The organism is Terribacillus saccharophilus (assembly GCF_000725365.1).
In the GTDB taxonomy this organism is placed as follows: domain Bacteria; phylum Bacillota; class Bacilli; order Bacillales; family Amphibacillaceae; genus Terribacillus; species Terribacillus saccharophilus.
This window is the reverse complement of sequence record NZ_CP008876.1, coordinates 314126-330541: the sequence shown is the minus strand read 5'-3', so window position 1 is coordinate 330541 and position 16416 is coordinate 314126. Positions and strand designations below refer to the sequence as shown.

15 protein-coding genes are annotated in these 16416 nt (G+C 44.4%); 8 read left to right on the top strand and 7 right to left on the bottom strand.

Annotation, left to right across the window (positions count from 1 at the left end; genetic code table 11):
• Nucleotides 1–46 precede the first annotated feature (46 nt).
• Nucleotides 47–1186 carry a CapA family protein gene (locus GZ22_RS01705; RefSeq protein WP_038558102.1) on the bottom strand — a complete coding sequence of 380 codons (1140 nt, stop codon included), beginning with the start codon at nt 1184–1186 and terminating at the stop codon, nt 47–49.
• A 132-nt stretch (nt 1187–1318) separates the two neighbouring features.
• Between GZ22_RS01705 and GZ22_RS01700 the strand changes: the two genes are divergently transcribed.
• Nucleotides 1319–1840, top strand: coding sequence for a cupin domain-containing protein (locus tag GZ22_RS01700; RefSeq protein ID WP_084160615.1), 522 nt, complete (start codon nt 1319–1321; stop codon nt 1838–1840).
• Here GZ22_RS01700 and argS read toward each other — a convergent pair.
• Nucleotides 1784–3466, bottom strand: a complete 1683-nt coding sequence (gene argS / locus GZ22_RS01695; protein ID WP_038558100.1) for an arginine--tRNA ligase — start codon at nt 3464–3466, stop codon at nt 1784–1786. The genes GZ22_RS01700 and argS overlap by 57 nt on opposite strands.
• A 366-nt stretch (nt 3467–3832) precedes the next feature.
• On the opposite strand from argS, the gene GZ22_RS18400 reads away from it, so the two are divergent.
• The 4 genes from GZ22_RS18400 (at nt 3833) to GZ22_RS18950 (ending at nt 7616) form a co-directional block, all read left to right on the top strand.
• Nucleotides 3833–3970, top strand: a complete 138-nt coding sequence (locus tag GZ22_RS18400; protein WP_174416608.1) for a hypothetical protein — start codon at nt 3833–3835, stop codon at nt 3968–3970.
• 103 nt (nt 3971–4073) lie between these two features.
• Nucleotides 4074–4772, top strand: a complete 699-nt coding sequence (locus GZ22_RS01690) for an ABC transporter ATP-binding protein (RefSeq protein ID WP_038558098.1) — start codon at nt 4074–4076, stop codon at nt 4770–4772.
• Nucleotides 4769–6085: an ABC transporter permease gene (locus GZ22_RS01685; protein WP_038558096.1), complete on the top strand. Its 1317-nt coding sequence runs from the start codon at nt 4769–4771 to the stop codon at nt 6083–6085. The genes GZ22_RS01690 and GZ22_RS01685 overlap by 4 nt, the downstream gene beginning before the upstream one ends.
• Before the next feature lie 106 nt (nt 6086–6191).
• Nucleotides 6192–7616, top strand: coding sequence for a collagen-like domain-containing protein (locus tag GZ22_RS18950; RefSeq protein WP_051747940.1), 1425 nt, complete (start codon nt 6192–6194; stop codon nt 7614–7616).
• 29 nt (nt 7617–7645) lie between these two features.
• Here the strand turns inward: GZ22_RS18950 and GZ22_RS01675 are convergent, their stop codons facing one another.
• From GZ22_RS01675 to GZ22_RS01660, 4 genes are all read right to left on the bottom strand, one after another.
• Entirely contained in the window at nt 7646–7948 is a 303-nt protein-coding gene (locus GZ22_RS01675) for a YkvA family protein (protein WP_038558094.1), read from the bottom strand.
• A 108-nt stretch (nt 7949–8056) separates the two neighbouring features.
• Nucleotides 8057–9883 (bottom strand): translational GTPase TypA, encoded by a 1827-nt coding sequence (gene typA / locus GZ22_RS01670; RefSeq protein ID WP_038558092.1) that lies wholly within the window; start codon nt 9881–9883, stop codon nt 8057–8059.
• A gap of 100 nt (nt 9884–9983) precedes the next feature.
• On the bottom strand, nt 9984–11300 hold the full coding sequence (locus tag GZ22_RS01665; protein ID WP_038558089.1) for a sensor histidine kinase: 1317 nt from the start codon (nt 11298–11300) through the stop codon (nt 9984–9986).
• Nucleotides 11297–11989 (bottom strand): response regulator transcription factor, encoded by a 693-nt coding sequence (locus GZ22_RS01660; RefSeq protein ID WP_038558087.1) that lies wholly within the window; start codon nt 11987–11989, stop codon nt 11297–11299. The genes GZ22_RS01665 and GZ22_RS01660 overlap by 4 nt, the downstream gene beginning before the upstream one ends.
• A gap of 179 nt (nt 11990–12168) precedes the next feature.
• Here GZ22_RS01660 and GZ22_RS01655 point away from each other — a divergent pair, with 179 nt between their 5' ends.
• The 3 genes from GZ22_RS01655 (at nt 12169) to GZ22_RS01645 (ending at nt 15779) form a co-directional block, all read left to right on the top strand.
• Nucleotides 12169–13563 (top strand): S1C family serine protease, encoded by a 1395-nt coding sequence (locus GZ22_RS01655; RefSeq protein ID WP_084160614.1) that lies wholly within the window; start codon nt 12169–12171, stop codon nt 13561–13563.
• A gap of 177 nt (nt 13564–13740) precedes the next feature.
• Nucleotides 13741–14187: an NUDIX hydrolase gene (locus tag GZ22_RS01650; RefSeq protein WP_038558085.1), complete on the top strand. Its 447-nt coding sequence runs from the start codon at nt 13741–13743 to the stop codon at nt 14185–14187.
• A gap of 41 nt (nt 14188–14228) precedes the next feature.
• Nucleotides 14229–15779, top strand: coding sequence for a glycosyltransferase (locus GZ22_RS01645; protein ID WP_038558084.1), 1551 nt, complete (start codon nt 14229–14231; stop codon nt 15777–15779).
• On the opposite strand, the gene GZ22_RS01640 is transcribed toward GZ22_RS01645, so the two are convergent.
• Nucleotides 15745–16413 carry a class I SAM-dependent methyltransferase gene (locus tag GZ22_RS01640; protein WP_051747938.1) on the bottom strand — a complete coding sequence of 223 codons (669 nt, stop codon included), beginning with the start codon at nt 16411–16413 and terminating at the stop codon, nt 15745–15747. The two genes, GZ22_RS01645 and GZ22_RS01640, sit on opposite strands and share 35 nt — an antisense overlap.
• Between the last annotated feature and the right edge of the window lie 3 nt (nt 16414–16416).

Below are 16416 nucleotides of genomic sequence, written 5' to 3'. Positions count from 1 at the left end.
CTTTTCCTTCTAAAGATACGGTACACACACAGCGGAAATCAAGCAGTTAGCTCGATACTTCCGTTTCGATGAAGGAAAGATCTGGTGCAAGCTTTGCCATATGCTTCTTCTTTGCTTCATAATCGCTTTTCATTTCCGGCAATTGATACATAGGCTGAATACGGTAATGCTTCCAATCAGTAAAAGATAAGTACGTCAGCAGCATTCTTGGGGACTTCGCAGTTACTGTCTTTCCATCTTTCTCAATATCAAATTGAAAAGCCGCACCTATACGCCGATCCGTTTCTTCCTGAGCAGCGATGAAATTCCCGAGAGAATAGATGACGAGAGTTTTATTGCCTTCTTTTCCTGTCAGCCATTCAACAGGCTGCAGCACATGCGGGTGACAGCCTAAGACTGCTGTTGCACCCTGGTCAGCAGCGAACTGAGCAAGTTCCTTTTGTTCCTTGTTAGGATCATCTTCATATTCAACACCGAAATGTAAACTAACAATAACAGCATCTGCTTGCTGTTTAGCTCGGCTGATGTCATCTTTTATTTTCTGCTTATCAATTAGATTGACCAGATAGTCCTTGCCATTGGGTACAGCAATTCCGTTTGTTCCATACGTATAACTTAGAATAGCGACCGAGATACCTTCTGCTGTTTTTTCTATCGTTAGCTTTTCGCTATCTTCCTTGTTCGCATACGCTCCAGTATATGCCATATCAATCTTCTCGTACTGAGCAGCAGCATGCTTCACCCCAGCTTCTCCTTGATCCAATGTATGGTTATTAGCCATCGTTACTACATCTACTCCGACATCCTTCAAAGTGTTTCCAATTTCATCGGGACTGTTGAAGGTCGGATAAGTAGATACACCTAGCTCTTCCCCGCCCATAATGGATTCCTGGTTAGCAACAGTGAGTGTCGTACTGTCTAAATAGGGTTTAACATCTTGAAACATCGGATCAAAGTCATAACCTTTCTTTGTCTTTGCATCATAATAAATGGAGCTATGCAGGAGCACATCCCCGATAGCAGTAATAGAGATTGACTGACTAGCAGGCATCTCTTTGGGTTCCAATTCCACTATATTTTGCTGCACTGCCTGCACTGCTTCTGTTTGCTGTTCCGGAACTCCTCCACTGCATGCCGTAAGAATGACAAGACCCGCCAATGCGACAAAAAACGCTTTTATTTTCATGCGTAACCGCCTGTCTGTGAGTATTTATCCGTATTATATACGCAGACTCGCACGAAAAATAGTATGGTTTGCATAAAAAGGAATATAATTCTCGAATAGTCGGGTAAATGATACTGAAAAAGGAGGTATACCATGCAAAAATTCCATTTCCAAGACGATGGCACCTATCCAAATAATAAATTACCTGTTCTTTATTATGAGCATGCTTTCGAAAATACTGATACAATGCAAGACGTTTTCGAGTCCAACCTCTGGCGAAACAGCTGGGTCAATGGCGTATTCCCCTATCACCACTACCATAGCACTGCCCATGAAGTACTCGGAGTTTTGAGTGGCCATGCAACTGTTCAGCTCGGCGGTCCAGATGGCGAACAGCTGAATATATCAAGCGGTGACGTTATTGTGCTGCCCGCCGGAACAGCCCATAAACGAATTCAGCAATCCGATGATTTTCAAGTGCTTGGTGCCTATCCAGATGGCATGTCCTTTGACACAAAAACCGATAAACCAGGCGAATACGACCAAGCGCTACAGCATATACCGAATGTCCCGATACCAAAACAAGATCCTGTTACCGGAGATTCGATCTGGAGCTGGTTACATTTGTCTCGGTGCACGGATCCCCAAGAGTCGGAGACCTTCTTCCAAAACTGATGCAACAGCTGCGACGACTGTTAAGCGGGCACCGATTTTTTCATCTTCTTCCAGGATGCGCACCTTTCCATAATAGCTATTGAACGCTTGGGCAAGATCGATCACATACTTGGCGATTCTGGAAGGATCGTAGTTGATTGCTGCATTGTTAACTGCATCTGGGAACTGCAGCAGCAGGGAAAGCATTGGCCAAGCTGCTGCAGCTGTCTCACCATCGACTTCCGGTCCACCCTGGTTTTTACCTCCCTTGGAGAGCAGCGTACTAGCTCGCGCATGCGTATATTGAACATATGGCCCTGTCTCCCCTTCCACACGAAGCATATCTTCCAAAGAAAACTCAAAATCATGGATGCGTTCATGCTTTAAGTCGTGGAAAAGGACAGCACCGACACCGACCTGTCTCGCTACTTCTTCCTTATCGGCCAAATTCGGATTCTTCTCTGCAATATTGGCAGCAGCCAGCTGGATTGCCTGCTCCAGCACTTTATCCAGCAGTACCAGCTTTCCTTTTCTTGTCGACATTTTCTTCCCATCCTGAAGTACCATACCGAATGGAATATGGGTGATTCCATCCGACCACGCATAACCCATCTTCTCTAGTACAAGTTTCAGCTGCTGAAAATGCAGACTTTGTTCATGTCCGACAACATACAGACTCTTAGAAAATTTGTATGTTTCCTTACGGTAAATTGCCGCTGTAAGATCACGTGTTGCATATAGTGTAGCGCCATCTTTTTTCTTTATTAGACTAGGCGGAAGATCAAATTCATCCAAACGAACAACTTGGGCACCCTCCGACAGACTGAGCAGATTTTTCTGTTCCAATTCCTTTACTACACGTTCCATCTTGTCATTGTAGAAGGCTTCCCCTGCATCCGAATCAAAGTGTACGCCCATCAGCTCGTAAACACGCCCGAACTCCTCCATTGATACGTCACGGAACCAGCGCCAAAGCTTATTTGCATACGCATCTCCTTGCTCTAATTTTCGGAACCAGTCTCTGCCTTCCTGTTCCAGCTGCTCATCCTGAGCTGCTTCTTCATGGAAACGGACATACAGCTTCAGCAGCTCCGGAATCGTATTGGCACGTACCTTCTCTTCCTCTCCCCATTTTTCATAAGCACAAATAAGCTTGCCAAATTGCGTGCCCCAGTCACCCACATGATTGATTCTTACAACATCATAGCCTTGCTTTTCCAGTAAAAGGCTGATGCTGTTCCCGATGACGGTAGAGCGCAGATGCCCCATCGAGAAGGGCTTTGCAATATTAGGGGAAGAAAGATCGATGGTCACTGTCTGGCCTTGTCCAATAGCTGTATTTCCATAGGCTGCTCGCTGCTGAAGTATATCTTTTAGCACGCTGCTGCCAGCAAGCTTTTTATCTAGCGTGAAATTTACATACCCTCCCACTGCTGTAATAGCAGAAAATTCTTCATGTGATAATTCTGCTGCTAGTTCAGCTGCAATGCTTTGGGGTGATTGTCTCTTTTCCTTTGCCAACGCAAAGCAAGGAAAAGCATAGTCTCCATGCTGCAGCTGTTTCGGTCTCTCGATTTGTTTAATCGTTTCCTCTGCTGATTTGTTCAATGCTTTAGCTAATAATTCTGCTGCAGTTGATTTGTACATTTCCCATTTCCTCCTTCAAATAAAAAAACCGCCTCTTCCACTTGGAAGAGACGGTTTAATCCGCGGTGCCACTCTAATTGTCCTAATCGGACCTGCTCAATTGGATAACGGGAATGATGTTTCCCGGCAGCCCCTACTTAGCGTTCGTTCAGGGCTGCAGCCAAGAAAGTCCGGTTCCTGCTGCTTTCCACATCCCGCTTCCACCGTCCGGGACTCGCTTTTGTTTCCAGCTACAGTACTCTCTTTCTTATCGGCACACATATATTGTCCTTTATTATAGCGTTTCTTATGGAAGATGCAACCCCTGTTTAGATTACAAAGTCCAAGGGCACACTTTTGATAACCTGTAAAAAGGAGGATGATCGCATGGCTAAGCAATATGGCAATTACCAGCCTGTACGCATGAATGGCGTTAGTTTATCTGATGCCCGCGAAGTCGCATTCCGCAAAGAGTTCAAACGCGCGGATATTGCCGGCGGTTTCCGCCAAAAGAAAGGCAAATAAGCCCTAAAAATCCTGCTGTCCGACATGACAGCAGGATTTTTTTGTATACTTTTTCTTCTTGCTAGCGTCGTTATTAATAGCAGGCAAAACAGGGGGAGAAAAAATGATAACGATCAAACAAGTCTCTCATCACTACACGATGGGAAAGAAAGCAAAGGAAACGATAGTTCCCGTATTACACGGAATTGATTTACACGTGGAAAAAGGCGAAATTGTCAGCCTCATCGGAAAAAGCGGTTCCGGCAAATCGACTTTATTGCATATTATCGGCGGCTTTATTCAACCAACCAGCGGGCAAGTAGAAATCAACGGGACACCAATCACCGGCTGGAATGAAGGACAATTAGCAGATTTCCGTCTGCAGCATATCGGCTATATTTTTCAAAACTTCCAGCTGATACCGAGCATGACAGCGGCTCAAAATATCGAACTGCCTCTCATTTTAAATGGAACACCAAAACAAAAGCGCCAACAAAAAGTAGAGAACATATTACGCCAAGTCGAGCTGGAAGCATTTTCAGAGCATTACCCATCTGAATTATCAGGCGGACAGCAGCAGCGCGTTGCAATTGCCAGAGCACTTATACTTGATCCGCCACTGATTTTAGCAGATGAGCCAACCGGAAGCTTAGATAGCGATACAGAAGCAGAACTACTTACTCTCATTCGCAAACTGAATAAACAAAACGGTATCACGTTCCTTATCATCACACATGATCAAGAAGTTGCAGCAATTGCAGACAGGCAGCTTGAAATTAGAGATGGTCAAATGAAAAAAGTGAAAGGTGTGATGCCGGTATGACATTCAAAGATAAATGGCGTTTTGTTCAGCAGAATATGAAGAAGAATAAAGTACGTGTTTTCATGACGATACTCGCAGCTGCAATGGGTAGTTGTTTTCTAATTGTCCTGGCGTCTGTAGGCTTTGGGCTGCATGACTCGTTAATCAAGGATGAGCTGGAAAGCAGGGCTGTCACAAAGATTGATATTTACGGTACTGACGATGAAGAACAGCTAGGTTTTACGACTGAAAATATAGCTGAATTAAATCAGATTGAGAATGTTGATGCAGTGCGGCAGATTCAAAGTTTGGGCGAAACTAACTTTCATCTAGATGGATACACAAACGAAATGCCTTCCGCTATTGCTGTTGATTTTGAAAACGAAAAACAGGCTGGAATAGAACTTGGCAGCGGGAGGTTGCCTGAGAAAGAAAATGAAATCGTAGTCAGCAGTGATTTTGCTGAATTCTTAGGAAAAGATGATGTCGAAGAAAAGGACAAATTCACAGAGGATGGTACGATTAAACCTGAATATCTATACACGGATGAGGTTCTCAACAAAGAAATCGAGCTTGAGGCATCTACTTTTCCGGAAGATGGGAGCGAGCCTCGCACAGCAACGGAAAAAGTCCAGATTGTCGGAATTGAAGCAGCACCGGCAAACGAATACATCTACACGAATTCCGTGAAGACAACTCCTGAGCTGAAAAGAACGCTTGATGAAGCATTGAATGTAACAGACAGCTATACAGAGCAAGGAGATCCGCTGTACGACCAAGTAGAAGTTTATGCTTCCAATGCAGAAGCAGTAGAACCTATCCTGAACTCTTTAGATGAGAAAGGTTATCTAGCTTACTCGAATTTGGAGGAGCTGAAAAACATCAACATTCTGTTCAATGTTGCTAAAGCTGGACTCATAATTGTAGGTACGATTGCAGTCTTAATTGCATCCATTGGAATTTATAATACAATGACGATGGCAGTAACCGAACGTGCACCAGATATCGGCATAATGAAAGCAATCGGTGCAAATCCTAAAACAATCAAACAGATTTTTCTTATGGAAAGTACTTTCATCGGACTGGCTGGTGCTCTGATTGGTACAGCTGTCGCTTATTTGATCAGCTTCCTAGTGAATGTCGGAGTTCCATTGATCTTGGAGCAGATTTTCGAAGAGGAAATCCCTGCTACGCTGCAGCTTTCTTCTATTCCGTTTCTATTAGCTGCCATTAGCATCACTATCTGTCTGATTGTTACAATCATGTCCGGATCAAGACCAGCAAAACAGGCAACGAATGTAGATGTACTTCGGGCATTGAGACGCGAAATATAAATTATCCTGAATCTCCGCTAGCGCGGAGATTCTTTTTTATGCCTCGCAAGCTTTTCTCTTCGTTCATAGAATAGAAGGATGCTTTACATGAAAGAAGGTTCTTAACGTGGGAAAATATATCAAAGGTTGCTGCGGTGGTACTCGCTATCGCTTTCCTTTTGGCAGCGGTGTGCCAGGTGCAACCGGAAATTCCGGTGAAACAGGATCAACTGGACCACAAGGACTTCCAGGACCTACCGGATCAACCGGGAACACAGGTCCTGTTGGAATAACTGGTCCTACAGGCCCTACAGGAGCTTCTGGCATTACAGGTACTACTGGCGATACGGGACCTGCAGGAATCGCTGGTGTCACTGGGACTACCGGACTTCAAGGTATTCCAGGTCCTACTGGAGCTACTGGATCTCCCGGCATTACAGGTACTACTGGCGATACAGGACCTGCTGGAATCGCGGGCATCACTGGGACTACCGGACTTCAAGGTATTCCAGGTCCTACTGGAGCTACTGGATCTCCTGGGATTACAGGTACTACTGGCGACACAGGTCTTGCCGGAATCGCGGGCGTCACTGGAGCTACCGGACTTCAAGGTATCCCAGGTCCTACTGGAGCTACTGGATCTCCCGGCATTACAGGTACTACTGGCGATACGGGACCTGCTGGAATCGCGGGTGTCACTGGAGCTACTGGCCCTCAAGGTACTCCAGGTCCTACTGGAGCTACTGGATCTCCCGGCATTACAGGGACTACGGGCGATACGGGACCTGCAGGAATCGCAGGTGTTACTGGGACTACTGGACTTCAAGGTATTCCAGGTCCTACTGGAGCTACTGGATCTCCCGGCATTACGGGGACTACGGGCGATACGGGACCTGCAGGAATCGCGGGCGTCACTGGGACTACCGGACTTCAAGGTGTTCCAGGTCCTACAGGAGCTACTGGATCTCCCGGCATTACAGGGACTACGGGCGACACAGGAATACCTGGTATCACTGGCGCTACTGGTCCAACCGGACCTCCTGGAACAGGCGGAAGCTCATCGATTAACTATGAGACAGTAAAGCTTGGCGACATCAATACAACAATTCCGTTTAACGCAGGTTCAGGCAATAATCAAGCAATTGGAGCACTAGTATTCGGAGATGGATCACTTGTTTCGGTCTTAACGACGTACATCGTACAAACGGGAGCTGCAACAGGTCCTTTTCAGATGGCTGTCATTCTTCCTTCTACTAGCGCTGTCGGAACAGTTGTCGCAATAACTGATTTGGTTACGTCTATTTCTGGCGGAATCTTCCGCTTACCACTTCAGTCTCCAGTTATATTAGATGATGGTACCGTTTATTATTTTGCGGTTTACAACCTAGTGAATGGTTCAGCAATAGCTGGTCGTTCAACTGGACTAGGAACTACTCAAGATGGACCGCCGATCAACTTCCGTTCACAAAACCTGCCTGGATTTGCTGTCGGTGATACCGTAAGTGTCAGTGATGGAAGCTTGCTCCTATCCCCTTGGATTGCTGGCCACTAAAAAAAGGCGCCCATTTGGGCGCCTTTTTCTTATATATTTATAACCTTATTGTCGTTTCGATCAACATCAAACTTGTCTTTCAAGTGTGCTGGTGCCATTTTGATAATGAGCTGCAGAATTATTGTTGCTACTGCAAGATCATCCACGATACCAATTCCAATGAGAAAATCAGGTATCAAGTCGAATGGGAAGACAAAGTACAGGACTATCAATGCAACTGCTGTTACTTTCTTGGCTGCTGCCACCTCTTTAGCTGTGAAGAAGGCTTTCAGAAATGGAACCGATTTGCGGAAATTGAACAGAAAACGGAGCCTGCTCCATAGTCTGGTCATATCATCCTTCCTTTCTGCCCCAAATAGAGCTATTACCATTTTAAGGGTTAGGAGACTTTTTCACAACTTATAAGCAAAAAGCCCAGCAATGAATGCTGGGCTTCCTTTTTATGCTTTTTTCTTTTTCGTTGCTTTTTCACGTTCGTTCTTGTTAAGGATTTTCTTACGAAGACGGATAGATTCCGGTGTTACTTCGCAATATTCATCATCGTTCAAGTACTCGATTGCCTCTTCAAGAGACAAGTCACGTGTTTTACGAATTGTAGACGTTTGGTCTTTGTTTGCTGAACGTACGTTAGTTAGGTGTTTTTCCACAGTAATGTTAACTGTAAGATCATTATCACGGCTGTGCTCTCCAACGATCATTCCAGCATAAACATCTGTACCAGGAGCTACGAAGATAATACCGCGATCCTCAAGCTTCATGATACCGTAAGTGGATGCTTTACCTTGTTCAAGGGCAACAAGTACACCTTTCGCTCTTCCGCCAACCTGACCAGCAATAACAGGCTCATAGCCATCAAATGTGTGGTTCAGGATACCGAATCCGCGTGTCTGAGACATGAACTCAGTAGAATAACCGATCAATCCACGGGAAGGTACACGGAACTCAAGACGAACTTGACCGTTACCTTGGTTGATCATGTCGACCATTTCCCCTTTACGGGAACCTAAGGACTCCATAACAGCACCTGTGTAATCTTCCGGTACGTCTGCTTGTACGCGTTCTACCGGTTCACACATTTTGCCATCGATTTCCTTAAGGATTACCTGTGGTTTGGACAATTGAAGCTCATAGCCTTCACGGCGCATGTTCTCAATTAGGATGGAAAGGTGAAGCTCTCCACGTCCGGATACTGTCCAAGCATCAGGAGAATCGGTTGGATCTACACGAAGACTTACATCTGTCTCAAGCTGGTTAAGCAAACGTTCTTCGATTTTACGGGAAGTGATATATTTACCCTCTTTACCCGCAAACGGACTGTTGTTTACTAGGAATGTCATCTGCAATGTTGGTTCATCAATACGAGGAACTGGCAATGCTTCTTGAACATTTACTGAACAAACAGTTTCTCCAACGTTGATATCTTCAAGACCAGCAACGGCAACGATGTCACCAGCTTTTGCTTCTGTAATTTCAATTCGTTTCAAACCGATGAAACCGAATAGTTTTGTGATACGGAAGTTCTTCACAGAACCGTCTTTCTTCATCAGGGCAACCTGATCACCGACTTTAACGGCACCACGGAAGATACGACCAACACCAATACGACCAAGGAAGTCGTTGTAATCCAAGATAGTAACCTGGAATTGCAATCCTTCATCAGAGTTATCGATTGGAGCAGGGATGTTGTCCATGATTGTTTTGAAGATCGCATCCATGGATTCCACTTGTCCTTCAGGTTCTTCACCAGAAGTACCGTTCAATGCTGACGCATAAACAACAGGGAATTCAAGCTGATCGTCATCCGCACCAAGTTCGATGAATAGATCAAGTACTTCATCGATTACATGCTCAGGACGTGCACTCGGTTTGTCGATTTTGTTCACAACTACAACCGGAGTAAGCTTTTGCTCCAAAGCTTTTTTCAATACGAAACGAGTCTGAGGCATTGCGCCTTCGTAAGCATCTACAACAAGTAAAACGCCATCTACCATTTTCAGTACGCGTTCTACCTCACCACCGAAATCGGCGTGTCCTGGTGTGTCCAATATGTTAATACGTGTATCGTTATAATTAATCGCAGTGTTTTTCGCAAGAATTGTAATTCCGCGCTCTTTTTCCAAGTCATTGGAATCCATTGCGCGCTCATCCACGTGCTCATTATCACGGAAAGTACCAGAATATTTTAGCAACTGGTCAACCAAAGTCGTTTTCCCGTGGTCAACGTGGGCAATAATCGCGATATTGCGAATATCTTCTCTTAATTGCATGTATACATGTCTCCTCTTCTTCATGTAATCCTATCCGACTACAACCTGTTAATTATACCACAGTTCATGTGCGGCACAATAGGATAGGCAAACATTAACATTATAATATTATTGTAAAGCTTGCTCCGCCTAAGTCAGACTTCCCTGCTCGAATGATTCCGTTATGCCGTTCAACGATCGCGCGGGAAATCGCGAGGCCGAGTCCAGTCTCCCCGCCTTCACCTTTAACAAAACGCTGAAACATATTCGGCAGCAGGTCCTCCGAAATACCCGGTCCATCATCATTAATGGTAATCTCGACTTGCCGGATGCTGCTTGGCTGAACAGAGATATGCACCTGACTGCCAGCATGACGGACTGCATTGGACGTTATATTCATCATTGCCCGAAGCAGTTTCTCTTTATCCCCATTAATCACAATTGCAGGAAATTTATTGTAGGTAAGTTGGATATCCTTGTCGCTTGCGATTGGTAAGGCACGGTCAATTGTCAGATTGACTAGCTCTTTTATTTCTAATTGCTCTTCTTTATAGATTCCTTCTTCACTGTCGAGCTTGGCTAAGAGAATCATTTCATTGATTAGCTGTTTCAACCGCTTAATCTCAGACACAACGACTTCAAGTCCATGCTCTTGATCCTTGCCTGTGAAGACACCATCTTTGATTCCCTCTGCGTAGCCTTGAATTGTCATGAGCGGTGTTTTCAGTTCATGACTTGCGTTTTGGAAGAACTGACGCTGGGATGTAATATAACGATTCAGTTCCTTAGCCATCTCTATTGCGCTTTGTTCTACTTCTTTGATTTCGCCGCTTGCTTTTACCGACTTAATATTATCGAATTCTCGTCGCTGTATTTTCTTCAGCTGGTACTTCAATTCTGTCAAAGGTTTTACCAGTCGCTGTGTCAGGTACGTGCTAATCAGAATAGCTATCATGACACCAATCAAAAAGACAAGGAAAATGCGCTGGAAGAAGCTTTCTTGCACTTCTTCCAATTCGCGAATCGGACGTAGGATGACCATATTCTGATTTTCACCAGTTGCTATGGATTTGACTACATAACTGTTTCGATTATCTTGCCAAATTGTATTCTTTTGAGTTGGCGCAGTATCGTATTTTTCTGCAAATCTTTCTGCGTCTGCCCGAACAAGATTGGTATAGGTCAATTCATCTTCGCTTTCATCATAAAGAAACATCTTTAGATCCAATTTATTAAGTATATCATCAAGAGTACCAGCAGGAATTGTCTCTACACCGCTAATTGATGTAAGCAGAAGCTGTCCACTTTCCTCTAGCTGCCTAGTCTCATTCGTCACAAGCATCCCTTTCAACTGCGAATACAAAGTAATTGCTGTGAACCCCATCACAATAATAAGCAAAGTTGTAAATGCAATATTCAGTTGTGTCTTCAGTCTCATTCTTCATTCATCCTGAATCGGTAACCAAAGCCCCAGACTGTTTCAATCGGAATGCCGTCCATTTTCTTGCGCAATCGTTTGACTAAATCATCTACAGCACGATCGCTTCCGAAGTAATCTTCTCCCCATACTTGTGTCAGCAATTCATCACGTGAAAAGGCACGGTTTGGGTTCTGCACAAGGATAACGAGCATTTCGAACTCCTTTGCTGTTACTTCAACTTCTGCTTCATGCCAGTAAATGCGTCGTTCGCCTAATTGCAGCTGCAGGTTACCTGCTTGAAGATCCATTTGCTTCACTTGCTTTGTTTCTTGATTTGTCTGTGGATTCCATCTTTTAAACAGGCGCTTTACACGAGCAACCAATTCCCTCGGACTGAAAGGTTTGGTCAAATAATCATCCCCGCCAAGCTCCAAGCCGAGAATTCTGTCGATTTCTTCATCTTTGGCTGAGATGATGATGATCGGCACCTCACTCGTTTGGCGAATTTTATTACAAAGTGCGTATCCATCCATGCCCGGAAGCATGATATCCATGATCCACATGTCCGGCGTTTCTTTATCCGCAATCTCAAGCGCAAGCTCTGCTGTTTCCGCCACGCTGATCTGATAGCCCTCTTTTTTTAGGTAAGCTTCTACTATATTTCTTATATTGTGATCGTCTTCGACAACGATTATATGATGTGACATTTGATCGTACTCCTTTCCTCTCTACGGTTATTTTCCCACAAAATCGCAAAAAGAAAAGACTTTCCTGCTATTTGTCCATTCCACATATTTTACATAATTGCTCCGAAAAGATGCCAAATCCAGACAGTAGAATGTGTATTATAGAACAACGAACACACAACACGAAAGAGGTGCCTTACATGAACAGAGACAATGACAAACCATACAATGAGTATCCAGATGATCAGCAGCGCTCTTCTTCATATGAACAGGAAAACTCCTATCCGGATGACACGAATACACCTTCCGAAACCGAAGAAGAATCGCCTAAATACACTCAAGCTATTCAAGTAGACGAACCAGTTAATCAGCCGCAGCAGCAGAAACAAAAAGGGAAGGTTTGGACAAGCTTCATCAGCGGCATAGCTGGCGGAGTTTTGGTACTCGCAATCGTTGCAGTGCTAGTATTTACGAATGTCATATCCTTTAGCTCTAATGCAGCAAGTCCTGCAACGATGGGAACTAATAATACATCAACGACAAAATCAAGTAACCAGACATTAGCAACACAAACAAGTACCGAAAACCTGACCACCGCTATACAAGACGCATCTGCAGCAGTAGTTGGAGTAGAAAATCTGCAGCAGACAGATTTATTCTCTGAGTCTGAAGAAGCAGGATCCGGATCCGGTGTCATCTATAAAAAAGAAGATGGCAAAGCATACGTTGTGACTAACCATCACGTTGTCGATGGTGCAACCAGCTTGGAAGTAACCCTTTCTAACGGACAAAAGGAAAAAGCAACCTTACTAGGATCCGATGAAATCAGTGACTTAGCCGTATTAGAAATCGATGGTACAGATGTAGATCAAGTAGCAACATTCGGTACTTCAGATGACCTAACTGTCGGACAGCAAGCGATCGCTATCGGTAACCCATTAGGAGCTGAATTCGCTGGTTCTGTGACACAAGGTATCATCAGTGGACTGGATCGTTCTGTAGCAGTTGATTCCAATAATGACGGTACAGAGGATTGGGTAACAGAAGTATTACAAACAGATGCAGCAATCAACCCTGGTAACAGCGGCGGTGCCTTGATAAACGCAAACGGCGAAATCGTTGGCATCAATTCTATGAAGATTGCTCAAGAAGAAGTCGAAGGTATTGGGTTTGCCATTCCGATTGATGCAGCTAAACCGATCATCAATCAGCTTGAGTCAACTGGCAAAGTGGAACGTCCTTACATCGGTATCGGTGCAGTCAGCTTGGATCAAGTACCGCAAGTAAATGCGCAGGAAACATTGAATCTTCCTGAAGATGTGACACAAGGTGTTGTACTCGCTCAAGTAGTAGAAAGCTCTCCAGCAGCAGATGCAGGTCTGCAGGAATACGATGTTGTTACGAAAATCGATGATCAGGACATTACCAGCATGGTCGACTTGCGCTCTTACCTTTATTCCGATAAAAATATCGGCGATGAAGTAACAGTTACGTATTACCGTGATGGAAAGAAGGAAACAACAAAGCTAACGTTAGCGAAGGAACAAACAACACAGTCCGATCAATCTACACAACAACAACAACAACAACAATAAGCGCTGCTTATTGATCAGATAGATGGCGGCCGCACCCTTAACAAAACATGATATCCCCAAAATGTCATTTTAAGCGGCCGACTACGCTCCCCCCAGAGCTTATCAAGAAAAAGCGATTACCCTACTGCATGGGTGATTGCTTTTTTTGTATATAATCATAAATGGAGGTGGGATAATTTGGTTGAAAAAGTTCTAGCATACATCATATCGATCCGTAACAATACGTATCAATTGCTTGTCCATGAACACAAGGATATACCCGAAGCAGGGTTACAAGTTCCTGGAGGGACAGTCGATCCAGAGGAAGACTCGGCAACCGCCTTGCAGCGGGAAATCTATGAAGAGTCTGGATTGCGTGACCTGCCTGCCAGTGAATTGGTTGCAAGTGCACCATTCCTTCATCCGGACAAACAAGAACTCCAGCTTCGTCATTTCTACTTGATTCAAACAAAGCAGCAGCTCCCCAATACATGGGATCATCATGTCTTCGGAAATGGGGCTGACAACGGGTTAGTTTTCCGTTATACATGGTACGATCTCGCTTCAATTCCGCCACTGGCCGTTTCCCAAGATCAGTTTCTGCATCTGGTCAGAAAAATAATACAGGCACATCCACGCTCTTAAAAAAATACATTATTAACAGACTACATAAAGGAGCATGGTGCATGTATAAGGTATTGATTGGCACAACAGTGAAACAAGACCCCGACATATTAGCTGCCTATTTGGATTCGCTAAGCAGTTTGCAAATAAAAAAATCTCATGTTACTTACTGTTTCATCGATGATAATGACGATCCAAAATCGAGCTCTTTACTATCCGCTTTTGCAGCTGAACACGATGCTATGATACTGCCCTCGGAAGCTGCTGATACCTACCAGAAGGATGAACATACCCACTATTGGACGGAAGCTCTTATCTGGAAAGTAGCTGCTCTGAAAAATAAAATCATTTCCTATGCAATCGAGCAGAAAATGGATTATATCTTTTTCGTCGATTCCGACATTATACTCCACCCTGCTACACTGGAACAGTTGCTTGCCAGTCAACAAGATATTATCTCCTGTATTTTCTGGACCCAATGGCAGCCTGGTACACAAGCTCTGCCTCAAGTCTGGTTAAGAGATGAATATGAACAATTCAGCCACCATCGCGGCGAATCTTTATCAGATACAGAACGTGCAGATCGGCACCAGCAATTTCTTAAACAGATGCGGAAACCCGGAATATATGAAGTAGGCGGTTTAGGTGCTTGTACACTTATCAGCAGGAAAGCTCTAAATAAAGGCGTCCATTTCGGGGAGATACCTAACCTCTCCTTTTGGGGAGAAGATCGCCACTTTTGTATCCGTGCAGCAGCACTAGGCATTTCTCTTTTCGTTGATACACATTACCCCGCTTTCCACCTTTACCGTAAAACAGATCTGGCGAAGCTTCCCGCATTCAAATGGGAGCATAAATGGCCAGGATATAACCTTCGCAGCACGAAGGAAACCGGTAATACTCTCACACTATCCATGATTGTAAAAAATGAATCCAGACGCTATCTGGAGCGTTCGCTGAGATCCTCTCTGCCCGCGGTTGATCAAGCAGTCATCATTGATGATCATAGTACAGATAATACAGTAGCCATTTGCCAGAACCTGTGTAAAGAATATAATATTCCACTGAAATTGATCGAAAACCCTAAGTCTGAATTCAGCAACGAAATAGAACTGCGGAAACAGCAGTGGCAGGAAACAATTGCTGCAGAACCTGATTGGATTTTGAATCTCGATGCGGACGAAGTACTGGATAGCGTTTTTCTCACAGAAAGAGACCAGCTATTGAATCAAGCTGATCTCGATCTATATTCGTTCCGCTTATTTGATTTTTGGGATGAAGATCATTACCGAGAAGATCAGCACTGGCAAGCACATTTATTTTACCGTCCATTCCTGCTGCGCTATCAGCCCGCTTTTCCGTATGAATGGCGTGAAACACCGGTTCATTGCGGCCGCTTCCCTGAAAACGTCTTTCAGCTACCGAATGGTATAAGTACTATTCGCATTAAGCATTTTGGATGGGCCAGAGCAGAGGACCGTATCCAAAAATACGAACGCTATCGTTTGCAGGACCCAGAAGCAATCTACGGCCAGAAGGAACAATATGAGAGCATCTTGGATCCTGACCCAAAGTTAGTCAAGTGGATGGAGGTTTCTTCTTTCGAAAGATAGCACGATAACAATACAGTCTTCCCCACTGATCATTGAATAGCGCATCTGCAGGCATTTCCGTTTCAACTGGTCCAGCATATTCAAAGCCACCCAACTCTGCCAACGTCTCAAGAATGCTAATATCGACTGTTGGGTAGTCGAACGTCATGATGATATGACCGTCTGGTTTCAAGACACGACTGAATTGCTCCCAAGCACGTTTTTGTACACTAACATCCAAGTGTTCCATCACTGAAATACAGAAAACTTTATCGAAAAAGGCATCTTCATATGGCAGCGATGTCAAATTCGCTTCAGCACGATGGATATTCCGGAGCAAGTTTTCCGGTAAACGCGCCGCTTCCTCTGGACCAAAGTCTTTGGTCACATCCGCCATAATCGCCTGATCATCTGTAATCCTGCTATCTATATCACATGCATAGACTGTTTTAGCTGAAGTCGCCAAATGAAACTTAAATGGATGGCTGATTCCTGATGCAGCATCCAATACAATATCATCTGCTTCCACAAAGGAAGCAGCCCATCCATATTCATAACTGCGGCTCCACCAAGCATCCGGTAATTTCAGCACAAAATCGCGCTCCTTACGATCATCATGCTTGAAAAATCTCGAAGTCCATGCTTCTGTCAACATGCT